Consider the following 25,679-nt stretch of genomic DNA (forward strand, 5'->3'; position numbering starts at 1 on the left):
TTTTTGTGGGCGCCGCGTGTTTTTCATGCTGCGGATTATTTCGGCAAGCGGCGGCGCGTAAAAGCCAGGGCCGCCAGTCCCATGCCCAGCAGGAACAGGGTGCCAGGCTCCGGTACTTGCAAGGGATCGATGACGACGATATCGGTGCGCGTGGACTTGGAAAAGTTCAAGGTGTAGCTGCCGGCGGGCAAAGCGAAATTCGAGGTCAGCGAAAACATCGCGAAGCCGTTCGCAAAGGCGCGCGAGGTGGCCGGATCGTTGGTGCCGGTCGTCATGTTCAGGCTGAAGGGATCGAGGCTGCCGACCGCATGGTTGCCATTGACGTCGCTGCCATTGTTGGCGTCGCCATCGGGCGCGAACTGGAAGATCACGCCATCGGCATTCGCGTTCGACAGGCAGCCGACGGGGCTGGCGCTGTTGCAGGAGATATTGAAGATATCCATGATCGACACGTTCGACTTGTCGCCCATCGTCGTCACGCTGGTGCGCAGATCGCGCCGTCCCATGAAGCTGAAGGTGATGAAGCCGGCGCTCGACAGGGTCAGGTTGACGGAGCCGGTGAGCGTGTCGCCCGCCGTCGACGTGGCGGCGCCCACCGTGTTGCGCTGGGCTTCCGAGACGGCGCGCACGGTGGCGCCGCCGCCGTTGAGCATGTTGCCGAAGGCGTGCGCATCGCCGCGGGCGAACTCCAGGGTGGAACTGGGGCTGGGTGCGTAGTTATTTTGCGGCAAGCCGCCGCAGCCGCCGCCCGAGCACACTTGCAGCACGTCGGCATTGGCGGCCGGCCCCGTATTGACGGCGCGCGGATTGACGGCCACGCCCCCTTCGAAGAAGGCGCTGTCGCTGGCATTGCGGTTGGCGCCAGCCAGCGACAGCGCGCCGGCGCTGGTGGCGATGCGGAAATTGTTCAACTCATTGACGGCCAGGCCGTACGCACCGGCCTGCGCCTGACCGCTGGCCAGCAAGCTTGCCGCCGCCAGTGCGCCCAGCCAACCCAGGGTCTTGTTTCGTGTGTGATCGACGTTCATCGCAGCCTCTTATCGTAGTCAGTCTCGGAAAATCCGGGGGAGAAAGAATCCAGAATGATCTGCCTGGATTCATCTCGTAGACAGTGATAAGCAGCTTGCGTGCCATACAAAAAAAGCATATTGAATCAAGGGCTTGCGCAAAGCGGACTGAGCCGGTGGAAGCAAAGTGTAAGAAAGGCCGACGCCGCTTTGCCGGCGGTGCCGGTCAGTGTCAGGTACCCCGGTGATAGCCGAGGTGGCCACCGGAATTGCGCGCGCAGCCGCAACCGATGCGGGCCACTTCCTCGTCTTCCGTCAGTTTCCAGTTGGTAATCGTCGTGTGCTGCCAGTCGATGTCGCTTTTCTTGACAGGCTTTACCGTCAAGGTGCGTGCTTCCGCATCTGTGTACTCCATCAATTCCTCGTCGTCGGCGATGTCGAAATGGCGGTGGATCAGGGAAATGCCGAAGCGGTCGAGCGCGCCGTAGCGTTGCAGCACGTCGCGCAATTCGCGAAAGCAGGCGAGGTCGTCGGGCAGCAGCGGATTGACGGCGGAAATATCGGCGACGGGCTGCCATTGCATGGCGTGGATGTTCAGGCTGTGCATGATGTTCTCCTGTGCCCCTTGTCGCTAGCCCAGGCTGCCGGAGGGGCGCCGTCACGCCTGGCGAAATGCTCATCGTGGCCGCAACGCCGTTGCGGCGCTTGCGCCAGATCAAAGGTGCGGCACAACGCGCCTTGCCCGGTAAAATAGGCCATGGCAAACAAAACCCCCACCTTCCCCGGCGCGCGCACGGGCCGCGGCCAGGTCCTGGCCGTGCTGCTGTCGAACCGCGACCAGTCCGGCGCCGAGCCGCTGCAAGGCCGCGTCTCGCTGGCCGCCATCGTCAAGGCGCTGAAACGCAAATACCACTGGCCCATCGAAACGCACAGCTTTCCCGCGAATACGCAGGACGGCCGCGCCAGCTGGGCGACCGTCTACAGCTTGCCGGAAAAGGTCATTCAAACCGCGTTGGACGGCGGCGGCCGGGAGTGGCTGGAGAGCCGGGGAGTACCTGGGCGGCGCTGAGCGCGCGGCCCGCCTTGCTCGATCCCTTTATTCGAGCCGGAAGCCGACCTTGAGCGTGACCTGGAAATGCGCCACCTTGCCGTCGACGATATGGCCGCGCGATTCCGTCACTTCATACCAGTCCATGTGCTTGACCGTCAGCGCCGCCTTGGCAATGGCATCGCGTATCGCCTGATCGCTGCTCTCGGTCGACGTGCCGACCAGTTCGATCAACTTGTAAGTGTGTGCGGACATGATATTTCCCCAGGTAGGCAAGCCAGACATCGGGAGCCTGCTTTGCGCAGGTACGTGCTCATCTTGCGCCTAAACGTGCTGATAGTCATTGCGCGGTGCAGCAATCCATCACAGGAGTAGTTCGCAGAAGGGAGAAAAGAAAAAAGGGCTACCAGCCGAAGCGGGTAACCCTTTGATTTTCTACTGAATTCTGGTGCCGACTGCCGGTTTCGAACTGGCCACCTGATGATTACAAATCAACTGCTCTACCAAATGAGCTAAGTCGGCAAAAACTGCGCGTTGCGAATTATACGCTATTTAATGCGTGTCAGGGTCGGGCGGCCGCCTTTTTTTGGTGGCTCGTCGTCGCCTGGTGTGGCGCTGTCGCGTTGTTCGGGGGAGCTGGCCGGCACGGACGACAGGGTCGGACCGCTGGCGGCGGGGGCGAGCACTGGCGGCGGCACGTCGGCCGAGGCCGGGCTGTCCGTCGGTTGCGCATCGGGGTCATCGTTGCCCAGCACGGGCTCGAAAGCCATGCCCTGGCCGTTTTCGTTGGCGTAGATGGCCATCACGTTGTCGACCGGCACATAGATTTCGCGCGAGACGCCGCCGAAGCGGGCGTGGAAGCGGATGGCGTCGTTGTCCATCTTCAGGCCGCTGGTGGCGCCGAAGCTGATGTTGAGCACGATTTCGCCCTTTTTCACGTATTCCATCGGTACCGTGGTGCGCGAATCGACTTTGACCGCGAGATAAGGCGTGTAGCCGCTGTCGGTGCACCACTCGTAGATGGCACGCAGCATATAAGGTTTGGTTGAGATTTCAGACATGGTAGGCACTGTGAGGCGGGAGCGCCGCCACAAGGCGGGCGCACCGGTAATTCAATGAGGCGATAGGGCAACTAGCTCAATACAAAACAAAGAATGATAGTTGGCCCAAGATGCCCCAGAAAGCGTCGCGAGCAAGCCCGATATCGGCTTCAGTAACGCAGCCGTACTTCAGTACGGCGAGTAAGCCAAGTCGAGAGCGGGCTGCGCAGTAGCTTTATGGGGATATCTTAACGGCGCATGACCTTTTCGGAAGGGGTCAGTGCTTCGATGTACGCTGGACGCGAGAAGATGCGTTCGGCGTATTTCATCAGCGGTGCGGCCGTCTTCGACAGTTCGATGCCGTAGTGGTCCAGGCGCCACAGCAGCGGTGCGACAGCCACGTCGAGCATCGAGAATTCGTCGCCCAGCATGTACTTGTTTTTCAGGAACAGTGGCGCCAGGGTCGTCAGGCGGTCGCGGATTTCCGCGCGTGCCTTGTCGTGGGCCTTGTCGTTGCTCTTGGCGCGTTCGCTTTCCAGCACGTGCACGTGCACGAACAGTTCTTTTTCGAAATTGAACAGCATCAGGCGCGCGCGGGCACGCATCAGCGGATCGGCCGGCATCAGTTGCGGATGCGGGAAGCGCTCATCGATGTACTCGTTGATGATGTTCGATTCATACAGGATCAGTTCGCGCTCGACCAGGATAGGCACCTGGCCATACGGGTTCATGGTCGAAATGTCTTCCGGTTTGTTGAACAGGTCGACGTCGCGCACTTCAAAGTCCATGCCTTTTTCAAACAGAACCAGGCGGCAGCGTTGCGAAAATGGGCAGGTTGTACCCGAATAGAGAACCATCATTTTTTATAGTTCCTTAGAAACAAAGGGGGTGAAGCCGCGAACGGCTCACCCCAGGTCGCTTGTCCACTCATGCGGACAACGCAGAAACAGGCATAAACCGGCCTATGGCCGGCGCCTCACTTATTTGACTTCCTTCCAGAACGACGCGTTAAGGCGCCATGCCAGCAGAGCAAAGACCGACAGGAACAGCAGCACCCACACGCCCAGGCGCTTGCGTGTCTGCTGTGCCGGTTCGGCCATCCACTCCATGTAACCGACCAGGTCGGCTACCGCATTGTCATACTCGATCTTGTTCAACGTACCTGGCTTGACCTGCTCGAAGCCGGTAAATTTGTGGATCTTCTTGCCAGCTTCGTGCGGATCATTCTCTTCCACGAACTTGGCAGTCTGGACACCTTGCAATTCCCATAATACATGCGGCATGGCAACATTCGGCACGACCATGTTGTTCCAGCCGGTCGGACGAGTGTCGTCTTTATAGAACGTACGCAGGTAAGTATACAGGTAGTCGCCGCCTGTGCCAGCGGAAGATGATTTCGCGCGCGAAATTACCGACAAATCGGGCGGTACGACGCCAAAGAAAGCCTTGGCGTCCTGCGCTGCCAGGCTTGTCGTCATCAGGTCGCCCACTTTATCGCTGGTGAACAACAGGTTCTGCTTGATCTGGTCTTCCGTCAAGCCCAGGTCGCGCAGGCGGTTGTAGCGCATCGACACGGCAGAGTGGCAATTCAAGCAATAATTGACGAACAATTTGGCGCCATGCTGCAGCGCCGCCATGTTGGTCTGGCGGTCAGGCGCCTTGTCCAGCGGAAAGCCGCCTTCGCTGGCGAGAGCCATGGCGGGCACGAGTGCCAGGATGGCGAGCAGTTTTTTTGCAATCTTCATATGATGTATGTCCTTTGAGCGTGGCGTGAGAGCGGCTTAGTGCGGGTGAAACGTCACACGCGACGGCACGGTCTTGAACTTGCCCATGGCACTCCACCATGGCATCAGCAGGAAGAAGCTGAAGTAAATCAGGGTGCACACTTGCGACACGATGGTTTTTGCATCCGTTGGCGCCTGGGTCCCGAGGTAGCCGAGGATCAGGAACGACAGGCCGAAGATGGCATAGATGTATTTGTGCCAGGTCGGACGGTAGCGGATCGATTTCACCGGCGAATGATCCAGCCATGGCAGGAACGCCAGGATCACGACGGAACCGCCGAAGAACACCACGCCCCAGAATTTTGCGTCCAGCACCTGCGGCAGCATGCCGATGATGGCGACGATGGCGATGCCGGCGATGATGGACTTGACGGTCGTCGACAGGCGCGACTTGAGCCAGATGAACACCACGTAGGCGGCCACGACACCCATCAGCACGTACATGAAGTCGGCCGTGGTGGCGCGTAGCACCGAGTAGAACGGCGTGAAGTACCAGGTTGGCGCGATGTGCAGCGGGGTCTTCAGCGAGTCGCCTGGCAGGAAGTTGTTGTATTCCAGGAAGTAACCGCCCATTTCCGGCGCGAAGAAGACGACGGCGCTGAAAATGACGAGGAAGATCGATACGCCGAACAGGTCATGCACGGTGTAGTAAGGATGCGAAGGAATCGAATCGACCGGGTGGCCGTCGGCGCCCAGGTTTTCTTTCACTTCGATGCCGTCCGGATTGCTCGAGCCGACTTCATGCAGGGCGATCAAGTGCGCTGCAACCAGGCCCAGCAGTACCAGCGGGATGGCGATCACGTGGAAGGCGAAGAAGCGGTTCAGGGTCGCGTCGGAGACGACGTAGTCGCCGCGGATCCACAGCGACAGGTCAGGGCCGATCAGCGGGATGGCGCCAAACAGGTTGACGATCACTTGGGCGCCCCAGTACGACATCTGGCCCCATGGCAGCAGGTAGCCGAAGAACGCTTCGGCCATCAGGCACAGGAAGATGGCGAAACCGAACAGCCAGATCAGTTCACGTGGCTTGCGGTACGAGCCGTACAGCAGGCCGCGCGTCATGTGCAGGTAGACGATGATGAAGAAGGCCGAGGCGCCCGTCGAGTGCATGTAGCGCACCAGCCAGCCCCACGGTACTTCGCGCATGATGTACTCGACGGAGTTGAAGGCCAGGGCCGCATCCGGTTTGTAGTGCATGGTCAGGAAGATGCCGGTGACGATCTGCAAGACCAGCACCAGCATGGCCAGCGAGCCGAAGATGTACCAGAAATTGAAGTTTTTCGGGGCGTAGTACTTGCCCCATTGGTCATTCCACAGCTTGGTCAGGGGAAAGCGGTCATCGACCCAGCCCAGCGCTTTTTCGGCGACGGGAGCGTCTGCCGGGAATTTCGTCTCTTTGAAAGCAGCCATGATCAAGCCTCGCCTTTCTCGTCTTTACCTATCAGCAATTTGGTGTCGCTCAGATACATATGACGCGGCACTTGCAGGTTGTCCGGCGCCGGCTTGTTCTTGAACACGCGGCCTGCCATGTCGAAGGTGGAGCCGTGGCAAGGGCACAGGAAGCCGCCTTCCCAGTCATCGGGCAGCGACGGTTGCGGGCCGGGGGCAAATTTCGAGGAAGGGGAGCAGCCCAGGTGGGTGCAGATGCCGACGGCGACGAGAATTTCAGGCTTGATCGAGCGTGCCTCGTTCATGCAGTATTCCGGCGTGAATTCGGCGGGATTGCGTTGGGAATTGGCATCGGCGACTTTGCCGTCGGTCTTTTTCAGGGACGCGATCATTTCCGGCGTGCGCTTCAGAATCCAGACCGGCTTGCCGCGCCATTCGACGGTGCGCATTTCGCCGGGTTGCAAGGTGGTGATGTCTACTTCGACCGGCGCGCCAGCCGCTTTCGCGCGCTCCGACGGCTGGAAGGTGCTTACCAAGGCTCCCGCGGTTGCCAATCCAACTACACTGCCCGCCGCGCACGTGGCGACGAGCAAGCCGCGACGGCCTGAATCGACCTGCTTTTCGTTACTCATGCAAACCCCAATCAGTCAAAATGCGAATCTTTATTATGAGTGGCAGCCGCGAAAAACCCGTCGCCGAAGCTCTATCCCACTGATTGCCGCGATCCGCATCTTTGTACGGTAACGTGGCAACATCCCTGCGGAACTTCGGCCAATGGCGCAGCCCGTGCCAGTTTCTTGTTGATTATCCGGAAGTGAAAAAGCCACTTCTGGCAACCGCAAATTATAAGTGAAGCAAACAACGAATAAAACAAAAACGTTGCTTGTACCATAATTTATATACTTTTGCAGGAGGTGGCTAGTTCTTTCGAACTAGATGCGCATGGCTGTGCCGGAATTGGTCCTGTCGGCAACCACAAGTTGGTGTCCCCAGGAATCAATAGTATGATCGGCATGTTTTTATATCTATCCGAAGGAGAAATTCATGGCAATGATGCAAGAATTTAAAGAATTTGCAATGAAGGGTAACGTCGTCGATCTGGCGGTCGGTGTCATTATCGGCGGCGCCTTCGGCAAGATTGTCGATTCGCTGGTGCAAGACGTGATCATGCCGCCCATTGGCCGCATTTTCGGCGGCCTCGATTTCGCCAATTACTACCTGCCCCTGAATGGACAAGCCACCACCCTGACCCTGGTGGAAGCGAAAAAGGCGGGCGCCGTGCTGGCCTACGGTAACTTCCTGACCATTCTGCTCAATTTCGTCATTCTGGCCTTCATCATCTTCCAGATGGTACGCCTGATGAACAAGGCCCGCCGCAGCGAACCGGTCGCGCCGGCAGCGGCACCGGCCACGCCGGAAGACATCGTGCTGCTGCGTGAAATCCGCGACTCGCTGCAGAAGAACGGACAGAATAGCAACGATCTGGCAAAATAAGTCGTTCCGGCACGGGCCGGCTGATTTGGGCAGAGAACTGTATGCGACGATTCTGGTTATTGTTTGCGCAAACCGTGACGATCGCGTTGGCGCTGTACTTTGTGTACGGCGCGCTGCGCCCGGCGAGCCGGGTACAGCAACTGGGTTCTCCCGCGAAACCGGTGCCCGTGGTGGAAACGGCGTCCAGCAGCCTGGCGCCCGGCTCCTACCGCGACGCGGCGGCGCGCGCCATGCCCGCCGTCGTCAACATCCTCACCCTGCAAGTCCCCAAGCGCGGCGCCCATCCGCTGGCGCGCGATCCCTTCTTCAAACGTTTCTTCGGCGACCGCGACCCGGACGACGGGGATGACGACGACTTGAAAAACAGCCTCGGCTCCGGCGTCATCGTCAGCCATGAAGGCTATGTGCTGACCAACAACCACGTGGTCGAAGGCGCCGATGAAATCGAAGTGGTGCTCACCGATGGCCGCAAGGCGCCGGCCAAGGTGGTGGGCCTGGACCCGGAAACGGACCTGGCCGTCATCAAGATCGACCTCGACAAGCTGCCCGTCATCGTGCTGGGCCAGTCGGAACTGGCGCGCGTGGGCGACGTGGTGCTGGCCATCGGCAATCCGTTCGGCGTGGGCCAGACGGTGACCATGGGCATCATCTCCGCCCTGGGGCGCAACAATCTGCACATCAACAGTTTTGAAAACTTCATCCAGACGGATGCGGCGATTAACTTCGGCAACTCGGGCGGCGCCCTGGTCGATACGCGCGGCAATCTGATCGGCATCAATACGGCGATTTATTCGCAAAGCGGCGGCTCGGTCGGCATCGGCTTCGCCATTCCCGTGTCGACGGCCAAGACGGTGATGGAAGCCATCATCAAGGATGGCCACGTGGTGCGCGGCTGGATCGGCGTGGAAACGCAGGACATCACGCCCGAGCTGGCGCAAAGCTTCAACTTGCAGCGCACCAGCGGCGCCATCATCGCCGGCGTGGTGCGCAACGGCCCGGCCGACAAGGCGGGCATCGTGCCCGGCGACATCCTGCTGACGGTGCAAGGCAAGCCCGTCGGCGACACGACGGAAATGCTCAACCTGATCGCCCAACTGCCGCCCGGCGAAAAAGCTAAAATGACGGTGCTGCGCAAGAATCGCGAAGCGGCACTCGACGTGATGGTGGGCAAGCGCCCCATCCCGAAAGAGCTTTCCAAATAGTTGCTGATCGGAATTTGACACATGCATGTGCGTGATTTGACCCAATTTTTACGTGAACTGAGCGACAACAACAACCGTCCCTGGTTTGTGATGAACAAGCCCCGCTACGACATCCTGCGCGAGGAATTCCTGGCCCTGGTCACCAGCCTGATCGGCGAGCTGGGCAAGTTCGACCCGGCCGTGAAATACTGCAATCCGAAGAAGGCCATGTTCCGCATCAACCGCGACGTGCGCTTTGCCCATGATAAAAGCCCGTATAAAACGCGTTTTTCGGCCGCCATCGCGCCGAACGACATGCGCCGCCCCAGCAAGGCGGGCGGTCCCACGTATTATCTGCAGATCGACGGCCAGGGGAACCTGCTGTTCGGCGCCGGCGAATACATGCCGCCGCCGGGCCGTCTGAAGGCGCTGCGCGAGCACATGGTCAACGATGCGCCAGGCTTTTCCAAAGTGCTGAAAAATAAGCGCTTGAAGGCCCGTTTCGGCTCCATCCAGAACGAGGGCAAGCTGCAGCGCCCGCCGAAGGGGTTTGACGCGGACGCCGAACATATCGAATTCATCAAGCTGAAGAGCTTTTTCGTCTGGACCGAAGTGCCGCTGCCCGTCAACGCCCCCGAGAAACTGCTGCCGACCCTGGCGGAAGGCTTGAAGGATGCGTGGCCGCTGGTCGAGTGGATGCGCGGCGCGAAAGAGCCGGAGGAAGTCACCGAATAATTGCTGAAGGAGCACATGATGGCATTGGAGCACGCAAGTTCAGGACAGGTGATCGACGTGCTGCGCAGGGACGGCGACGACCTGTCGCAGTTTTCCGCCATCGCGCTGGCCAAGACGGATGAACTGGAATTGATCCGCATGTGCATGCCCAAGGGCAAGACCATGCCCGAGCATCATGTGCTTGGTGAAATCACCTTGCTGTGCCTGCAAGGGCAGGTGGCGGTGGAAGCGCATGGCGGCGTGCACCTGCTGGGGCCGGGGCAGATGCTGTACCTGCTCGGCGGCCAGGCGCACGCCCTGGAAGCGCGCGAAGACAGTCTGTTGCTGCTGACGATCTTGATGGCCAAAGCGGGGCGTTAGGTTTCCCTGGCGGGTCAGGTCGCCTTAGGCCGCCTCGGCGCGCGGATCGCGCGACAGCAGCTGCTGCACCATCACGTGCGGCAAATCCCCATCGAACAGCACGCCGGCCACCGCATTGGTGATCGGCATGTCGACGCCCATGCGGCGCGCCAGTTCGCGCACGGCCTTGGCGCAGGGCACGCCTTCGGCCACGTGACCGAGTTCGGCCACGATGGTCTCCAGCGCCTTGCCTTGCGCCAGGCCCAGGCCGACCCGGCGGTTGCGCGACAGGTCGCCTGTGCACGTCAGAATCAAGTCGCCCATGCCGGTCAAGCCCATGAACGTTTCCGTCTGGCCACCCAAGGCTGTGCCCAGGCGCGTGATTTCCGCCAGGCCACGCGTGATCAGCGCGGCGCGCGCATTCAAGCCCAGGCCCAGGCCGTCGGCCACGCCGGTGGCAATGGCCAGCACGTTCTTGACGGCGCCGCCCACTTCCACGCCTACCAGGTCGTCGCTCGCATACACGCGGATGGTGCCGCCATGCAAGGCCGAGACGACGGCACCGCGCAAGGCGGCATTGTGCGAAGCGATGGTCAGCGCGCACGGCAAGCCGCGCGCCACTTCCTGCGCGAACGAGGGGCCGGACAGGGCGCCGCCGGGGATAGTGTCGCCCAGCACTTCCTGCACGATCTGGTGCGGCAGCAAACCCGTGCCGCCTTCGAACCCTTTGCAGAGCCACACGAGGTTGCCGATGGCCTTGTCTTTCAATTGATGCAGCATGGGCCGCAAGCCCGCCACGGGGCAGGCGGCGATCAAGAGGCCGTGTTCGCCACTGGCATGCGCGACGGCGGCGTCGAAATCGGCGCTGATGCGCAATTGCGGCGGCAATGGGAAGCCGGGCAAATAACTGTTTTCGCCGTTGGCGGCCATGGCGGCCATGGCGTCGCCGTTGCGGCCCCACAGCAGCACGTCGTGGCGGCCGGCCAGGGCCATGGCCACGGCCGTGCCCCAGGCGCCGGCCCCCAGCAGGGTGATCTTGCGGGCGGCGGGAATACTATCGGGAGTGACTTCAGGAGAAACTTGCATGCAACCTCAACGGGGCAGGGGAAACGGGCACGGTGCTTACAAGCCCCACACTTCGCTGGTCTTGACGTAGCCGCTCAGGCCATCCTTGTGGCGCACCTTGACCCAGCCGGAGCTCGCTTGCTCGCTCATTTCCAGCAGCACGCCCTTGTCGACGAGGAGGATGGCGGAGGCGGTATCGTCGGGGCTGGCGCGAACCTTGAGGTTCGCGGCGCGCGCCACGACGTTGCGCTTGGCCGACAGGCCTTTGGCTTCCGTCCAGGCCATTTCGCCGCTGGCGTCGCGTACCTTGACCCATTCGCCGTAGCTGAGCACGACTTCCAGCGGCATGCCGCGTGGCGCCACGTACAGCTTGCCGCCCTTGGCGGACGGCGCGTCATACAGGATCACGGGGGCTGCTCCCACCGTCTTGAAATCGACGGCGTGGCTGGCGGCGGTCGCCAGCAGCAGCACGGCGCCGGCCATCCAGCGGAACTTGCTCAAGAGCGCACTTTTCAACATGATATTTTGAACCTTAACGAAACACGGCGGCCAGGCCGCCGTGTCAGGCCAGCCTTGACGGCCAGCGGGGTCTTGCAAGAGCTTAGTGCGTTTCGCTGGCTGCGGGAGCTGCTGCAGCGGCGTCAGCAATAGCTTGCAGACGTTGTTGGTAGAACACTTCGAAGTTGATCTCGGCCAGGTGCACTGGCGGGAAGCCGGCACGGGTGATCACGTCGGCGATGTTGGCGCGCAGGTAAGGGTAGATGATGTTCGGGCAGCCGATTCCCAGCAGCGGATCGAGTTGATCGGCAGGAATGTTGCGTGCTTCGAAGATACCGGCTTGCTTGCCTTCAACCAGGAAAGCGACTTTATCGCCGACTTTGGCGGTGACGGTGATGGTCACGGTGGCTTCGAAGATGCCGTCGGCCAGAGGCGCAGCGCCCACGTCCAGAGCGACTTCGATCGCTGGTGCTTCTTGTTCCAGGAAAATAGCTGGGGAATTTGGTTGTTCCAGCGACATGTCTTTCAGGTAGACGCGTTGGATTTGGAAGACTGGTTGCAGGTTTTCGTCAGACATGGAACGCTTTCGTTGTAAAGGACAAGAACGGCACACCGTTCAAATATGGTGCTTGCGGTATGTAAACCGCGCCGGATAGGCGCGGCCAGATCAGGTGCGAGGGCAATTGTATCAAAACAATACGACAAAAAACCAAGCAATTTCTCGAACCAGCTTTATATCAGGCTGCCGTGCCATTTAACAAGGGGTCGAGCTTGCCAGCTTGATCGAGCGCATACAAATCGTCGAATCCGCCCACGTGGGTGTCGCCCACATAGATTTGCGGCACCGTGCGGCGGCCCGTGCGTTCCATCATCTTGATGCGCTCTTCCGGGTCGAGGTCGACGCGGATCTTTTGCACGGCGACGCCCTTGGCTTCCAACAGGCGCTCGGCGCGCACGCAATACGGGCACACGGCGGTGCTGTAAACAATAACAGGTACGGTCATGATCATTCCTTCAGTTAAGGCTGGCTTATTTGGCCAGCGACAAGGTTTTCAATGGCAAACCTTGCTTTTTCCATTCGTCGAGGCCGCCTTCCAGACTCGTTGCCTCAGCGAAACCAGCTTTGCCCAGCAGGCCGACGGCGGTTGCCGAACGCGAACCTTTCTGGCAAACCACTACAATGGGGCGCGTTTTGAATTTTTCCAGCTCGCCCAGGCGTTTTGCCAGTTCCGGCAGCGGAATATTTTTTGCGTCAGGCAAGTGGCCCGTGGCGAATTCTTCCGCGCTGCGCACGTCGACGATGGCGCTCTTGCCGCGGTTGATCAGTTGCGTGACTTCCAGCACGGTCGCGCGCTTGCCGCGCATCGACAGCAGTGGCCAGAGGAGGGCGCCGCCGGAAATAATGACGATGGCAAACAGAAAAATGTGGTCGATAATGAATTTCACGTAGGGTCCAATGGTTTAAGTCAATCCGCGCATTATAAAATAGAAGCTGGACGAGGTCTTTTTACGTTTTGCTTTTTTGATTTGAACCCCTTGAGAAGATAGAACTATGTACAAAATCGTTTTCATGCGTCACGGCGAGTCCACCTGGAACCTCGATAACCGCTTCACCGGCTGGACCGACGTCGATCTGACGGAAAAGGGCGTCAACGAAGCCAAGGCCGCCGGCCAGATCCTCAAGCAGGAAGGGTTTACGTTCGACGTGGCCTACACTTCCGTCCTGAAGCGCGCCATCCGCACCCTGTGGCTGGCGCTCGACGAGATGGACATGATGTATCTGCCGATCAAGAACGACTGGCGCTTGAACGAGCGCCACTACGGCGCCCTGCAAGGCCTGGACAAGGGCGAGACGGCCGCCAAGTATGGCGACGAGCAAGTATTGGTGTGGCGCCGCAGCTACGACACGCCGCCGCCGCCGCTGGCGGAAGACGATGACCGCGCCTCATTCAACGATCCGCGCTACGCCGGCTTGCCGAAAGCGTCGATTCCGCTGACCGAATGCCTGAAAGACACCGTGGCGCGCGTGATGCCGGCCTGGGATGACGAAATCGCCCCGGCCATCCGCGCTGGCAAAAAGATCATCATTTCGGCCCATGGCAACAGCCTGCGCGCGCTGATCAAGATGCTCGACGGTATCAGCGACAGCGACATCGTCGGCCTGAACATTCCGAACGGCCAGCCGCTCGTGTATGAACTGGACGCCGACCTGAAACCGATCCGTCACTACTACCTGGGCGACCCGGCAGCGATTGCGGCAGCGCAAGCAGCCGTGGCGAACCAAGGGAAGGCCAAGTAACTTGTCGTCTTTCTTCCGCGGCACAGCCATCGCCCCCTCTGCTGAACGACCCCTGCCGGCGTGGCGCGCCGGTGCCATGCTGTGCCTGGCGCTGCTGCTTTCCAGCGGCGCCGCGCAGGGCGCCAAGCCCACCGAACGCAGCAAGCAGAAGGCGGCCGCGGAAGCACAACGTGCTGGATTGCAACAAAAGCTGACGGCGCTCAAGCGCGACATCAGCCGCACGGAAAGCGCCAAAGATGACGCGGCCGATACCCTGGCCGAGTCGGAAGAAGCCATTTCCAACGCCAACCGCGCCTTGCGCGACCTGGCGCAGGAACAAAGCGAGACAGGCGTGAAACTCAATGCGCTGGGGCAAGAGCACCAGCAATTGACGGCCACCGTCGAGAAACAAAAGACGCAGCTGTCAAAGTTGCTGCGTGAACAATATGTCGCCGGCAACGAAGACCGCATCAAGCTGCTCTTGTCGGGCGACAACCCCAACCGCATCAACCGCGACTTGCAATTGATGGCGTATGTCTCGCAGGCACAGGCGCGCCTGCTGGAAGCCTTGCGCGCCAACTTGCTGGCCGTGGAGAAAAATCAGGCGGACGTGCAGAACGCCAAGGACGAACTGGAAGAAATCGCGCAGGAAGAGCGCGACCAGAAGGCCCTGCTGGTGCAGGAGAAGGCGCGCCGCGCCGCCTTGCTGACGACCCTATCCCAGCGCCTGGTGGCACAGCGCAAGGAAGTGGGCAATGTCGAGCGCGATGAACAGCGCATGGGCAACCTGGTCGACAAGCTGGCAAAGCTGATCGAAGAGCAGGCCGCGGCCGCCGCGGCTGAAAAGAAACGCCAGCAATTGCTGGCCGAGCAGCGCGCCGCCGCCAAAGCGGCCGCCGACGCGAAGATCGCGGCGGAAAAACGCGAACGCCTGCTGGCCGCGCGCGCCAAGGCCGCCCAGGCGCAGGCCGAACGCGAACGCATTGCCAAAGAGCAACAAAACAAATCGGGCAAGATCAAGCCGCAGACGCCGCCTCCGCCACCCGTGAAACTGGAACCGATCGACGACGACGAGCCGCCGCAAGTGGCCAAGGCGACACCGAAACCCGAACCGAAGCCGGAACCGGAGCCGGAACGCCCGAGCCTGGGCCCGGCCGCGCCGGCCGGCGCCTTTGCCAGCCTGAAAGGACAGTTGCGCGCGCCTGTGGCGGGCAAGATCGCCGCCCGCTTCGGCAGCAAGCGTGGTGACGGCCCCAGCTGGAAGGGCGTGTTCATCCGTACGGGCGAAGGCAGCGAAGTCCACGCCATCGCCGGCGGCCGCGTCGTGTTTTCCGACTGGCTGCGCGGATTCGGCAATTTGATCATCGTCGACCACGGCGGCCAGTACATGAGTATTTATGGCAATAACCAATCCTTGCTGAAACGGGTGGGCGACGCCGTCAAGGGCGGCGACGCCATTGCCAGCGCGGGCAACAGCGGCGGCAACGAGGAATCAGGGCTATACTTTGAGTTGCGTCATCAGGGCCGCGCCTTCGATCCCGCCACCTGGGTGAAGTTTTAAGTTCCCACCATTGCTGCGGCAGCGAATTTGTAGATTGCGAAGAATACATGGGTATCAAAGTCAAAAGTATCGGCCTGATCGGTCTGGGCGTACTGGCCGGCATCGGCATGTCGCTGCAGTTCCCGGCCGTGGCGCAAAAAATCACGAATGCCCCGCTGCCGCTCGACGAGCTGCGCCAGCTGTCCGACGTCTTCGGCCTGATCAAGTCCGATTACGTCGAGAAGGTGGAAGACAAGAAACTCTTGACGGAAGCCATTTCCGGCATGGTCTCGTCGCTGGACCCGCACTCCGTCTACCTCGATAAAAATGCCTTCAAGGAAATGCGCGAAAGCGTGCAGGGCAAGTTTGTCGGCATCGGCATCGAAGTGAGCATGGAAGACGGCTACGTGAAAGTCGTCTCGCCCATCGAGGATAGCCCGGCCGCCAAGGCCGGCATCCAGGCGGGCGACCTGATCACCCGTCTCGACAACATTCCGCTGAAAGGCTTGCAGCTGGAAGAGGTCATCAAGAAGATGCGCGGCCAGCCCGGCAGCAAGCTGGTGCTGACGATGTCGCGCAAGGGCGAAAGCAAGCCGCTGGTGTTCCCCATCGTGCGCGAGGAAATCCGCGTGCAAAGCGTGAAGGCCAAGATGGTCGCGCCCGGCTATGCCTGGCTGCGCATCGCCCAGTTCCAGGAACCGACCGTCGACGACATGGTCAAAAAGATCAACGCGCTGTATGCACAAGACCCCAAGCTCAAGGGCCTGGTGCTGGACTTGCGCAACGATCCCGGCGGCGTCGTGCCGGGCGCCATCGGCGTGGCCACGGCATTTTTGCCCGGCAACTCCGTGATCGTCTCGACCAAGGGCCAGCTGCCCGAGTCGAAACAGGTGTTTTACGGCCGCCGCGAATTCTATGCGCCGCCCGGCGCCAAGGCCGACCCGCTGGCCAAGCTGCCGGCCGCGCTGAAAACCGTGCCGCTGGTGGTGCTGGTCAATGCCGGTTCCGCGTCCGCCTCGGAAATCGTCGCCGGCGCCCTGCAGGATTACCAGCGCGCCACCGTCATCGGCACGCAGACCTTCGGCAAGGGTTCCGTGCAAACCTTGCGCCAGATCACGGCCGACACGGCCGTCAAGCTGACGACGGCCCGCTATTACACGCCGAAAGGCCGGGCCATCCAGGCGCGCGGCATCGTGCCCGACTTGCTGGTCGATGAAACGGCCGAGGGCGACGGCTGGAACAGCCTGCGCGTGCGCGAGGCGGACCTGGAAAAACATTTGAGCAGCAACGACGGCAAGCCGGAAGCGGCCAAGCCGACGATGGAAGGCATGCAGGATCAATTGGAAGAAGAGCAGCGCCTGATCGCCACGGCGAAAAAGCGCAAGCCGCTCGAATATGGCGCCAAGGACGATTTCCAGCTGCAGCAAGCCTTGAACCACTTCCAGGGCTTGCCGGTGCAGCTGGCCAAGGTGGACGCCAAGGTTGAAAAGATCGGCGCCAAGCCGGAAATCGCTTCCGACATCAAGGCCGATGACAAGAAGATTCCTGTGCGGAAGCCTTGATGCTTAAACCAATGCAAAAGCTGGGGTCAGTCGCTTCGCGATCGGGATGTGCCCCATTGGGGCGCATCCCCCCGGCGGGTCCGACCCCAGGGTGTGATCTGGGTTTGCAGTAAACGTAAAACCATGAACGACAATCAATTGCTGCGCTACTCGCGCCACATCCTGCTTGATCAGATCGGCATCGAAGGCCAGCAAGCCTTGCTCGATGCGCATGTGCTGGTGATCGGCGCGGGCGGGCTCGGCTCGCCTGCGGCCATGTACCTGGCCGCCAGCGGCGTCGGCAAGCTGACCCTCGTCGATGACGACACGGTCGACCTGACCAATCTGCAGCGCCAGATCGCCCACACGACGGCCCGCGTGGGCCAGCCGAAAGTGCTGTCGGCGCGTGAAACCTTGACCGGCATTAATCCCGAGATTGAAATAGTGGCCTTGCAGGAGCGCCTCGACGGCGCGCGCCTGGCCGAACTGGTCTTGTCCTCCACGGTGGTGCTCGACTGCACCGACAACTTCGCCACGCGCCACGCCGTCAATCGCGCCTGCGTGGCGGCCAGGGTGCCGCTGGTGTCGGGCGCCGTGATCCGTTTCGACGGGCAAGTGAGCGTGTTCGACCCGCGCACGGGCACCCAGCCCTGCTATTCCTGCCTGTTTCCGCAGGAGCAGCAGTTCACGGACGAGGCGTGCTCGACCATGGGCGTGTTCGCGCCGCTGGTCGGCGTGGTGGGCGCCATGCAGGCGGCCGAAGCGCTGAAACTGATCATGGGCGCGGGCGAATCGCTGGCCGGACGGCTGCTGCTGCTCGACGGTTTGCACATGGAATGGAGCAGCATGCGCGTCGCGCGCGACCCCGGTTGCGCCGTTTGCGGCAAAGTGGTCTTGCCGGCCTGACAGCCCCTGCAGAAATTTTTCCCTATATGACAGGCTTTGTCATATTTCCGCTTTATACTCTGCTCTCATTACTCACCTTCTTCTCTCTTTCTTATGCAAAACGCAGCAAACCATCCGATACGCCAGCGCCGCGCGCGCGGCTTCACTTTGATCGAAATCATGGTCGTGGTGGTGATCATGGGCATCCTCGCGTCGCTGGTGGTGCCCAAGCTGATCGCCCGCACGGGCGAGTCGAAAGTGGCGGCGGCGAAAGTCGACATCGCCACCGTGATGCAAGCGTTGAAACTGTATCGCCTCGATAACCAGCGCTACCCGACCACCGAGCAGGGCTTGCAGGCGCTGATCGAAAAACCGACCACGGGACCGGCCGCGAATGGCTGGAAAGCGGGCGGCTACCTGGAAAAGATGCCGAAAGATCCATGGGGAAATCCGTACCAGTTCCTGTCGCCAGGCGTGAAAGGCGAAGTCGACCTGATCTCGCTGGGCGCCGACGGCCAGCCTGGCGGTAGCGGCGACGACGCCGATATCGGTTCCTGGGAACTGTAAGTTTTCCATTGCATGCCAGCCATGAGCACCGGTCGCGCACTGCCCCGGCCACGCGCCAGCGGCTTCACGCTGATCGAGCTGCTGGTGGTGATGGTCATCATCGGCGTCACCCTGGGCCTGGTCTCGCTAAATGCCATGCCGAATGGCCAGCAAGCGCTGCAAAAGGAAGCCGAGCGCATCGCCCTGCTGCTGCAGCTGGCGCGCGATGAAGCCATCGTGCGCAGCCGGCAAGTGGCGTTCGAGGCGGACGAAAATCAATACCGTTTCCTGGTTCTCAATGAAAAGCTGTGGCAACCGGTGACGCAGGACGATTTGCTGCGCGAGCGGGCGTTTGCCAACACGCCCATGCTGCTCAGCGTGCAGCCATCGAGCAGCGTGGCCCAGCCGCTGCGCATCATCTTCGGCCGCGAACCGGTCGACAAGCCTTTTGTCTTGACCCTGTCCAGCGGCGAGCGCAGCGTGGCCATCCGCGCCGACGGCATCGGCCACTTCACGGTCGAGCAATGATGGGACGCTCATTCCGCCGCCGCCAGCGCGGCTTCACTTTGCTCGAAGTCCTGGTCGCCCTCGTCATCGTCGGCACGGCCCTGGGCGCCTCCTTGCGCGCCGTCGGCAGCCTGACGCAGAACAGCGATGGCTTGCGCAGCGCCATGATGGCCACCTGGTCGGCGGAAAACCATCTGGTGCGCCTGCGCCTGGCAAAAACCTTCCCGCAGACGGGCAAGCGCACGGTCGACTGCCCGCAAGGCGATTTGAAACTGATCTGCGAAGAGGAAGTGGTGGCCACGCCGAATCCCCGCATCCGGCAAGTGCGCGTCAACGTGTATGACGCGCAATATCCGGCCCGGCGCATCGTGCGCCTGGTGTTATTGGCGTTCAACGACTGATGGCGCGCCGCACTGTCCCTGCCGGCGGTTTCACCCTGATCGAGCTGCTCGTGGCGATCGGCATCCTGGCCATGGTCGCCGTGCTGGGCTGGCGCGGCCTGGACAGCATCATGCGCTCGCGCGAAGTGCTGACCAGCCAGCTCGAGCAGGCACGCGGCATGCAGCTGGCGTTCGCCCAGATGCAGAGCGATTGCGACCACCTGGCCGGCGCCGGCCAGAATGCCAGCCTGCTGAATGGCCGCACCAATCTGACAGCCGAGACCGACCGCCTGACCCTGGTGCGCCTGGCCGCATCGGAACAGGAGCCGCAACAGTTGCAAGTGGTCACTTACCGCCTGCGCGGCGGCGTGCTGACGCGGCGCGAGTCGAACGGCACGCGCGACCTGGCCGTGCTCGACACCCTGTGGCAGGCGGCGCGCGACGATACCGATACCTCGAGCGCCGACGTGGCCTTGATGCGCGGCGTCGACAGCATGGTCATGCGCGGCTGGAGCAATGGCGCCTGGAACGTGCTGACGGCGGGCGCCGCCATCTCCGCGCAAGTGCCGGGCCTGGAAGTGACCTTGCAGATGCCGGGCCAGGACGCGGGCCTGTCCAAGGTCTTTTTACTGGGGCCGGGATGAAGCGCATCCAGTTCATCAAGCTCCCGGCGCGCCAGCGCGGCGTGGCCGTCATCACGGCCCTGCTGCTGACGGCACTGGCCATTACCGTCGTCGCCAGCCTGTTCTGGCAGCAGCAGGTGCAAGTGCGCTCGATGGAAAACCAGCGCCTGCGCCTGCAGACGCAGTGGGCCATGCGCGGCATGGTCGACTTCGCCCGCTTTTGGTTGCGCCAGGACAATGTCACGCTGACGGCGCTGGACGGCGTCTGGGCCACGCCCATCGAGGAAGCGCGGCTTGACGATTACGTGGACCGCGAAAAGGTCGACACGGAAAAATTCGACGCCACCGTCTCGGGCCGCGCGCTCGATGCGCAGGCGCGTTTCAATATCACCAACCTGGCCACTGCCGCGGGCGCCATCAGCCCGCCCAACGTGCAGGCCTACCAGCGGCTGCTGTCCAACTTGCAGCTCGATAGTTCCCTGGCGCAAGCGACGGCCGATGCCGTGCTGCGCGCGCGGCCGAAACCGCGCACTGCCGACAGCGGCGCGGACGGCAAGACGCCCGCCGCCAAACCGGCCACGGGCGGCGGCAGCGAACCGGTGGCGTTTACGCAGGTCGAGGATTTGCTGGCCGTGCCCGGCTATACGCCGCAGATGATCGAGAAACTGCGCGACTTCATCATCGTGCTGCCGAAACCGACCGCGGTGAACGTGAATACGGCGCCGGCCGAGGTGCTGTCGGCCATCACCGACATGTCAGTCTCCGAGGCCAGCGCCCTGACCTTGAGCAACCCGCGTAAAAAGTTTGTCGATAGACCAAATTTCCAGAATAATATCAACGGCAAGAAACCGATCGACGGCGTGGAGATCGATGTGAAAAGTCAGTACTTCCTCACCGTGATCCGCGTGCGCCTGGACCGCGCCGCGCTCGATGCGCAGGCACTGGTGTGGCGCGAGCCGAATCCGCAGCGCACCACCAGCCTGGTCTGGTTGCGGGAAAATTAACAGCTGAAAGCGAGTCACTTTGACAATACTGTATATGCGTCACCCGGCCAAGGCGTCCACCGACAGCGCGCCCGCCTGCTCCTTCGTGCTGGCCGGCGACGGCGGCGCCCTGCTGCAGCAGGGCAGCGCGCCGCTGGGCAGCCTGGGCCAGCTGATCGCCGGCGCGAAGCAGGTGGTGCTGCTGCTGGCGGCGGCCGACGTGACCCTGCTGCGCCTGAAAACGCCGCCGCTGGCAGGCGCCCGCTTGCGCGCGGCCTTGCCGGGCCTGGTGGAAGAACATATCCTCGGCGACGCCCAGGATTGCCTGCTGGCCGCCGGCGCGCCCGATGCAAACGGCATGCGCACGGTGGCCGTGGCGCAGCGCGCCTGGGCCGAGGTCCTTGTGAAAGCCTTGCTGGCGCAGGGCGCGCGCAAGGTGGCGCTGCTGCCGTCGCAGCTGTGCCTGCCCTTGCAGCCGGGCAGCGTGACGGCCGCCCTGCAGGCCAGCGGCGACGGCCTGGAACTGGCCTTGCGCCAGGCGCCGCAAGAGGGCCTGGGCCTCGTATTGCCGGCGCAGCCGCAGCAGGCGCTGCTGACGACGCGCGCGTTTGCCGGCGACGTGCCGCTGACGGTCTATGTGGCGCAGGCCGAACTGGCGCAGTATCAACAGCTGGCCGCCGGCATGGATGGCGTGACGGTGGAGCTCGATCACTGGGCGCACTGGATCGCCGGCGCCAAGGGCGCGGGGCTGGATCTGGCGAGTGCCCTGGGCACGGCGACGGGATCGGCCACCGAGTGGCGCCGCTGGCGCTGGCCGCTGCGCCTGGCGCTGCTGGCCGTGGTCGTCAACCTGGCCGGCATGAATATCGAATGGATGCGCCTGAAGCGCGAGGCCGCCACCGTGCGCACCTCGATGCAGCAAACCTTCAAGGCCGCGTATCCGAACGAAGCGCCCGTGTATGGCCTGGAAGCGGAACAGATGCGTCGCAATATCGCCGCCGCCCGCCTGCAGGGCGGGCAAGCGAGCATGGATGATTTCACGAGCATGAGCGCGGCCCTGGGCGAGGCGCTGGGCGGCCTGGCCGGGCGCGGCGTGGTGGCCTCGCTGGAATACCGCGAGCGCAGTCTGATCGTCAAGCTGAAACCGGACATGGTCGACGCCAGCGCCCAGGCGCAGGTGCGCGACGGCCTGGCCGCGCGCAAGCTGACCTTGAATGAAACGGCGCCGGGCGTGTGGAAGATCACGCCGGCCACGGGAGCAAAAGCATGAGTGCAGCAGTCAACAAGGCGCGCGCCGCGCTGGCGGGACAACAGCAGGCCGTGCAGGCCTTCTGGGCCGAACGCACGCCACAGGAACGCAAGCTCTTGACCATCGGCGGCGTCGTGGCGGGACTGGCCCTCGTCTACGCGGTGTTTTTCGAGCCGGCCTGGACGGGCCGCATCGCCTTGCAAAAGAGCTTGCCCGAGCTGCGCCAGAACGCGGCCCAGCTGCAGGCGCTGGCCCGTGAAGCGGGCGAACTGGCGCGCCAGGCGCCCGTGCAGGTCGCTCCCATGGCCCGTGAAAGCCTCGACGCGTCGCTGAAAGCGCGCGGCCTGGCACCGCAATCGCTGTCGCTGACGGGAGAGTACGCGCGCGTGCAATTGACCGGCGTGCCGTTCGCCAGCGTCATGCTGTGGCTCGACGGCTTGCGCCGCGAAGGCCGCGTGGCGGTGCAGGAAGCGAAGATCACGGCGCAGGGCAAGGCGGGCTTGGTCGACGCCAGCCTGACCCTGCACCAGAGCCCGGGCGCTGCACGATGATGCGCCTGCTTGGCTGGCTGCTGGCCATCATCGTCAGCGTCTGCGTCACCCTGCTGGTGTTTTTCCCGGCCGGCTGGGTGGCCAGTATCGTGGAAAAACAGACGGGCGGACGTTTGACCTTGGGCGACGCGCAAGGTACCCTGTGGCGCGGCTCGGCCTTTATCGGCGGAGCGTCCAGCGCGAATGGCGCCGTGACGCCGCTGCTGCCGGGGCGCTTCAGCTGGCGTATTTCGCCTTCGGTGCTGTGGGGATCGGCGGACGTGGAACTGCAAAACCCGCAGGCGCTGTCGCAGCCGGTGAACCTGCGCGGCTCGTGGTCGCACTGGCAAGTCAGCCCGGCGGCCCTGCTGCTGCCGGCCGATGGCCTCGGCGGCCTCGGTGCGCCTTTGAATACCGTCGCGCCGACGGGCAGCATGCGCCTGTCGTGGAGCACCTTGCAGCTGGCCCTGGAGCAGCGGCAGTTTTCCGCCATCGGCCGCACCACCTTGCAGATGACGGACATGGCGTCGCGCCTGTCGTCCCTGCGTCCGCTGGGCAGCTACGAGCTCGATTTCGATTGGCAGGGGCAGCAGGCGACGTTGACACTGCGCTCCATCAAGGGACCGCTGCTGCTTGACGGCAGCGGCAGCCTGCAACAGGGGCGCATGCAGTTTTCCGGCCAGGCCCAGGCCGCAGCAGGATATGAAGAGACCTTGGCGAGTTTGTTGAATTTGCTGGGACAGCGCCGTAGCAATAGCGAAAAAAACATCATCGCCTTAGAGTTCAGACAATGAAAAAACCATCCGTGAGCCCAATTACCTCCTCCTTCTCGCTGCGCCGCCTGTCGGCCGCCGCCTTGCTGTGCTGTTCCGTGGCCGGCATGCCGGCGCCCGTCTGGGCCGCGCCCGGCGATGAAGCGGCGCTCAATTTCGTCGGCGCCGACATCGAATCGGTGATCAAGGCGGTGGGCCATTACACCAACATCAATTTCGTCATCGACCCGCGCGTCAAGGGCACGATCACCCTGGTGTCGGAAAAGTCGATCAGCAAGACGCAGGCGTTCGGGCTGCTGGCCTCCGCGCTGCGCCTGCAAGGCTATGCGGTGGTCTCCGGCGACGGCTATGCGAAGGTGGTGCCGGAAGCGGACGCCAAGCTGCAATCCGTGCCGACCCAGGTGGGCAATGGCGCCAGCCAGGTGAAGGGCGACCAGATCGCCACCCAGGTGTTTTACCTGAATTACGAATCGTCGGCCAACCTGCTGGCCGTGCTGCGCCCCTTGATCTCGCCGAACAACACGATCAACGCCAACCCGGGCAACAACTCGCTGGTGATCACCGATTACGCGGATAACCTCAAGCGCCTGGCGAAGATCATCGCCGCGCTCGACGTGCCAGCGTCGACGGACCTGGACGTGATCCCCGTGCGCTATGCCATTGCGTCCGACCTGGCCTCGATGGTGAACAAACTGATGGAGGGCGGCAATGCGGGCGGCGCCGCAGGGGCCGATGCGGGCAAGGTGTCCGTGCTGGCCGACCCGCGCACCAATTCGCTGGTGCTGCGCGCACCGTCGGCGGCGCGCGCCAACCTGGCCAAGTCGCTGATCTCGAAGCTGGACCAGCCCACCACGCAGCTGGGCAATGTGCACGTGGTGTACCTGAAAAACGCGGACGCCACCAAGCTGGCGCAGACCCTGCGCTCGGTGGTGACGTCGGACGGCACGGCCGCTTCGGCGCAGCAGGGCACCAGCAATGTCGCCACGAATAATCAGATCAACCAGAACAACAGCGGCATGAACAGCACTGGCCTGGGCGGCAATACGCAAAGCGGCACCACGGGCGGCGCGTCGCTGAACAACGGGCCGCAGCAGCTGTCGTCGGGCGGCGCGGCCGGCTTCATCCAGGCCGACGCATCGACGAATACCCTGATCCTGACCTGCAACGAAGCCGTCTACCGCAACCTGCGCGCCGTGATCGACCAGCTCGACGTGCGCCGCGCCCAGGTCTACATCGAGGCGCTGATCGTCGAAGTGACGTCGGCCAAGGCCTCCGAATTCGGCGTGCAGTGGCTGGGCCTTTCCGGCGACAGCACCAGCAACTACCGCGTGGGCGCGCTGCAGTCGTTCGCTTCGGGCACCAGCAACAACATCGCCGCCATCGCCACGGGCGGCGGCAAGGTCTTGCCGACGGGCGGCCTGACGGTCGGCATCTTCAAGCAGATCAACGGCGCGCTGGGCCTGGGCGCCGTGGCGCATGCGCTGGAATCGGACGGCAACGCCAACATCCTGTCGACGCCGAACCTGATCACGCTGGACAATGAACTGGCGACCATCAAGGTCGGCCAGAACGTGCCTATCCTGACGGGCCAGTACACGAGCACGGCCGGCACCAACACGAACCCGTTCCAGACCATCGACCGCAAGGAAGTGGGCCTGACCCTGAAGGTGCGTCCGCAGATTTCCGAGGGCGGCACGATCAAGCTGGGCATCTATCACGAGACTTCGAGCGTGGACAAATCCACGGCAGCCGCCGTCAGCGGCATCACCATCAACAACCGCGTGATCGAAAACAATGTGCTGGCCGACGATGGCCAGATCATCGTGCTCGGCGGCCTGATCGAGGACAGCACGGGCGACAACGCGGAAAAAGTACGCGGCCTGGGCGACATCCCCCTGATCGGCAACTTGTTCAAGTACCAGACGCGCGAGCGCAAGAAAACCAATCTGATGATCTTCCTGCGCCCCGTCATCGTGCGCAACAAGGAGCAGAGCGGCAGTCTGGCGGCCGACCGCTACGACTACATGCGTTCGGCCGAGACGGCCGCCGTGCCGGCCACGGGCAACCTGATGCTGAAAGACCTGGGCACGCCGGTACTGCCTGCCCTGCAGGATGGCCAGCCGGTGGGCGGCAGCATGGTGACGCGTCCCGTGCCGCCGGCACCGACGCCGCCGCCAGGCGCGCCGGCCAACGCGGCCACGCCGCCGCAGCCGCTGCTGCAGCAATACCAGCAGCAGCAATTGCCGCAGCAGCAGAAGTGATGG

The 25,679-nt window shown here is 62.6% G+C and carries 31 protein-coding genes and 1 tRNA gene; 18 read left to right on the forward strand and 14 right to left on the reverse strand.

From position 1 onward, the window contains the following. Positions 1–35: 35 nt before the first annotated feature. The gene (locus IGS55_RS11835) at positions 36–1,028 is read right to left on the reverse strand and encodes an EDSAP-1 family PEP-CTERM protein (protein ID WP_230518123.1); all 993 of its coding nucleotides are present in this window, start codon (positions 1,026–1,028) and stop codon (positions 36–38) included. 211 nt (positions 1,029–1,239) lie between these two features. Next, entirely contained in the window at positions 1,240–1,614 is a 375-nt protein-coding gene (locus IGS55_RS11840; protein ID WP_230518124.1) for a hypothetical protein, read from the reverse strand. Positions 1,615–1,764: 150 nt separating this feature from the next. On the opposite strand from IGS55_RS11840, the gene IGS55_RS11845 reads away from it, so the two are divergent. Further along, on the forward strand, positions 1,765–2,076 hold the full coding sequence (locus IGS55_RS11845) for a hypothetical protein (RefSeq protein ID WP_230518125.1): 312 nt from the start codon (positions 1,765–1,767) through the stop codon (positions 2,074–2,076). A gap of 27 nt (positions 2,077–2,103) precedes the next feature. Here the strand turns inward: IGS55_RS11845 and IGS55_RS11850 are convergent, their stop codons facing one another. The 7 genes from IGS55_RS11850 to petA form a co-directional block, all read right to left on the reverse strand. Continuing rightward, complete coding sequence (locus tag IGS55_RS11850; protein WP_034753599.1) at positions 2,104–2,310, reverse strand: dodecin; 207 nt, start codon at positions 2,308–2,310, stop codon at positions 2,104–2,106. 191 nt (positions 2,311–2,501) lie between these two features. Then, positions 2,502–2,577: transfer RNA gene (locus IGS55_RS11855), tRNA-Thr, on the reverse strand. Between the two features lie 26 nt (positions 2,578–2,603). Beyond that, positions 2,604–3,116, reverse strand: a complete 513-nt coding sequence (locus IGS55_RS11860) for a ClpXP protease specificity-enhancing factor (RefSeq protein ID WP_230518126.1) — start codon at positions 3,114–3,116, stop codon at positions 2,604–2,606. A 227-nt stretch (positions 3,117–3,343) separates the two neighbouring features. After that, positions 3,344–3,955, reverse strand: coding sequence for a glutathione S-transferase N-terminal domain-containing protein (locus IGS55_RS11865; protein ID WP_010394154.1), 612 nt, complete (start codon positions 3,953–3,955; stop codon positions 3,344–3,346). Positions 3,956–4,075: 120 nt separating this feature from the next. Further along, positions 4,076–4,840, reverse strand: a complete 765-nt coding sequence (locus IGS55_RS11870; protein ID WP_034753006.1) for a cytochrome c1 — start codon at positions 4,838–4,840, stop codon at positions 4,076–4,078. 36 nt (positions 4,841–4,876) lie between these two features. After that, entirely contained in the window at positions 4,877–6,289 is a 1,413-nt protein-coding gene (locus IGS55_RS11875; RefSeq protein ID WP_230518127.1) for a cytochrome b, read from the reverse strand. 2 nt (positions 6,290–6,291) lie between these two features. Beyond that, positions 6,292–6,900: a ubiquinol-cytochrome c reductase iron-sulfur subunit gene (gene petA, locus IGS55_RS11880; protein ID WP_034753009.1), complete on the reverse strand. Its 609-nt coding sequence runs from the start codon at positions 6,898–6,900 to the stop codon at positions 6,292–6,294. A gap of 412 nt (positions 6,901–7,312) precedes the next feature. On the opposite strand from petA, the gene mscL reads away from it, so the two are divergent. The 4 genes from mscL to IGS55_RS11900 are packed head-to-tail and all read left to right on the forward strand — an operon-like array spanning position 7,313 to position 10,038. Continuing rightward, positions 7,313–7,762: a large conductance mechanosensitive channel protein MscL gene (mscL, locus tag IGS55_RS11885; RefSeq protein ID WP_034753010.1), complete on the forward strand. Its 450-nt coding sequence runs from the start codon at positions 7,313–7,315 to the stop codon at positions 7,760–7,762. A gap of 41 nt (positions 7,763–7,803) precedes the next feature. Continuing rightward, positions 7,804–8,964, forward strand: a complete 1,161-nt coding sequence (locus IGS55_RS11890) for a Do family serine endopeptidase (RefSeq protein ID WP_072455825.1) — start codon at positions 7,804–7,806, stop codon at positions 8,962–8,964. A 21-nt stretch (positions 8,965–8,985) separates the two neighbouring features. Beyond that, entirely contained in the window at positions 8,986–9,678 is a 693-nt protein-coding gene (locus tag IGS55_RS11895; RefSeq protein WP_230518128.1) for a DUF2461 domain-containing protein, read from the forward strand. Positions 9,679–9,693: 15 nt separating this feature from the next. Next, entirely contained in the window at positions 9,694–10,038 is a 345-nt protein-coding gene (locus IGS55_RS11900; RefSeq protein ID WP_230518129.1) for a hypothetical protein, read from the forward strand. A gap of 24 nt (positions 10,039–10,062) precedes the next feature. On the opposite strand, the gene IGS55_RS11905 is transcribed toward IGS55_RS11900, so the two are convergent. The 5 genes from IGS55_RS11905 to IGS55_RS11925 form a co-directional block, all read right to left on the reverse strand. Next, complete coding sequence (locus IGS55_RS11905) at positions 10,063–11,103, reverse strand: NAD(P)H-dependent glycerol-3-phosphate dehydrogenase (protein ID WP_230518130.1); 1,041 nt, start codon at positions 11,101–11,103, stop codon at positions 10,063–10,065. Positions 11,104–11,139: 36 nt separating this feature from the next. Further along, positions 11,140–11,601 carry an SH3 domain-containing protein gene (locus tag IGS55_RS11910; protein WP_128141000.1) on the reverse strand — a complete coding sequence of 154 codons (462 nt, stop codon included), beginning with the start codon at positions 11,599–11,601 and terminating at the stop codon, positions 11,140–11,142. Positions 11,602–11,683: 82 nt separating this feature from the next. Then, positions 11,684–12,157 (reverse strand): protein-export chaperone SecB, encoded by a 474-nt coding sequence (secB, locus tag IGS55_RS11915; RefSeq protein WP_010394167.1) that lies wholly within the window; start codon positions 12,155–12,157, stop codon positions 11,684–11,686. A 160-nt stretch (positions 12,158–12,317) separates the two neighbouring features. Beyond that, entirely contained in the window at positions 12,318–12,584 is a 267-nt protein-coding gene (gene grxC, locus IGS55_RS11920) for a glutaredoxin 3 (RefSeq protein WP_070220900.1), read from the reverse strand. 25 nt (positions 12,585–12,609) lie between these two features. After that, positions 12,610–13,026 (reverse strand): rhodanese-like domain-containing protein, encoded by a 417-nt coding sequence (locus IGS55_RS11925; RefSeq protein ID WP_230518131.1) that lies wholly within the window; start codon positions 13,024–13,026, stop codon positions 12,610–12,612. A 106-nt stretch (positions 13,027–13,132) separates the two neighbouring features. On the opposite strand from IGS55_RS11925, the gene gpmA reads away from it, so the two are divergent. The 13 genes from gpmA to gspD all read left to right on the forward strand — a co-directional run bounded on the left by gpmA (position 13,133) and on the right by gspD (position 25,676). Continuing rightward, positions 13,133–13,879: a 2,3-diphosphoglycerate-dependent phosphoglycerate mutase gene (gene gpmA, locus IGS55_RS11930; protein ID WP_070280024.1), complete on the forward strand. Its 747-nt coding sequence runs from the start codon at positions 13,133–13,135 to the stop codon at positions 13,877–13,879. A 76-nt stretch (positions 13,880–13,955) separates the two neighbouring features. Continuing rightward, entirely contained in the window at positions 13,956–15,419 is a 1,464-nt protein-coding gene (locus tag IGS55_RS11935) for a murein hydrolase activator EnvC family protein (RefSeq protein ID WP_230518180.1), read from the forward strand. A 47-nt stretch (positions 15,420–15,466) separates the two neighbouring features. Further along, positions 15,467–16,960, forward strand: coding sequence for a S41 family peptidase (locus tag IGS55_RS11940; RefSeq protein ID WP_034753035.1), 1,494 nt, complete (start codon positions 15,467–15,469; stop codon positions 16,958–16,960). A 123-nt stretch (positions 16,961–17,083) separates the two neighbouring features. Beyond that, positions 17,084–17,845 carry a HesA/MoeB/ThiF family protein gene (locus IGS55_RS11945; RefSeq protein WP_070304513.1) on the forward strand — a complete coding sequence of 254 codons (762 nt, stop codon included), beginning with the start codon at positions 17,084–17,086 and terminating at the stop codon, positions 17,843–17,845. A 93-nt stretch (positions 17,846–17,938) separates the two neighbouring features. Continuing rightward, positions 17,939–18,391 (forward strand): type II secretion system major pseudopilin GspG, encoded by a 453-nt coding sequence (gene gspG / locus IGS55_RS11950; protein ID WP_058051125.1) that lies wholly within the window; start codon positions 17,939–17,941, stop codon positions 18,389–18,391. A gap of 12 nt (positions 18,392–18,403) precedes the next feature. Beyond that, positions 18,404–18,898 (forward strand): GspH/FimT family pseudopilin, encoded by a 495-nt coding sequence (locus IGS55_RS11955; protein ID WP_230518132.1) that lies wholly within the window; start codon positions 18,404–18,406, stop codon positions 18,896–18,898. Next, positions 18,898–19,278 carry a type II secretion system minor pseudopilin GspI gene (gene gspI, locus IGS55_RS11960; protein ID WP_230518133.1) on the forward strand — a complete coding sequence of 127 codons (381 nt, stop codon included), beginning with the start codon at positions 18,898–18,900 and terminating at the stop codon, positions 19,276–19,278. The genes IGS55_RS11955 and gspI overlap by 1 nt, the downstream gene beginning before the upstream one ends. Continuing rightward, complete coding sequence (locus IGS55_RS11965) at positions 19,278–19,901, forward strand: PulJ/GspJ family protein (protein ID WP_230518134.1); 624 nt, start codon at positions 19,278–19,280, stop codon at positions 19,899–19,901. Before gspI ends, IGS55_RS11965 begins: the two co-directional genes overlap by 1 nt. Next, complete coding sequence (gene gspK / locus IGS55_RS11970; RefSeq protein WP_230518135.1) at positions 19,898–20,884, forward strand: type II secretion system minor pseudopilin GspK; 987 nt, start codon at positions 19,898–19,900, stop codon at positions 20,882–20,884. Before IGS55_RS11965 ends, gspK begins: the two co-directional genes overlap by 4 nt. 19 nt (positions 20,885–20,903) lie before the next feature. Then, on the forward strand, positions 20,904–22,133 hold the full coding sequence (gene gspL / locus IGS55_RS11975; RefSeq protein WP_230518136.1) for a type II secretion system protein GspL: 1,230 nt from the start codon (positions 20,904–20,906) through the stop codon (positions 22,131–22,133). Continuing rightward, positions 22,130–22,663 (forward strand): type II secretion system protein GspM, encoded by a 534-nt coding sequence (gene gspM / locus IGS55_RS11980; RefSeq protein ID WP_230518137.1) that lies wholly within the window; start codon positions 22,130–22,132, stop codon positions 22,661–22,663. Before gspL ends, gspM begins: the two co-directional genes overlap by 4 nt. Then, entirely contained in the window at positions 22,660–23,436 is a 777-nt protein-coding gene (locus IGS55_RS11985; protein WP_230518138.1) for a type II secretion system protein N, read from the forward strand. The genes gspM and IGS55_RS11985 overlap by 4 nt, the downstream gene beginning before the upstream one ends. After that, positions 23,433–25,676, forward strand: coding sequence for a type II secretion system secretin GspD (gene gspD / locus IGS55_RS11990; RefSeq protein ID WP_230518139.1), 2,244 nt, complete (start codon positions 23,433–23,435; stop codon positions 25,674–25,676). The genes IGS55_RS11985 and gspD overlap by 4 nt, the downstream gene beginning before the upstream one ends. The last annotated feature ends 3 nt before the right edge of the window (positions 25,677–25,679 follow it).

The sequence above is a fragment of the Janthinobacterium sp. EB271-G4-3-2 genome (assembly GCF_020858035.1).
Lineage (GTDB): Bacteria > Pseudomonadota > Gammaproteobacteria > Burkholderiales > Burkholderiaceae_D > Janthinobacterium > Janthinobacterium aestuarii.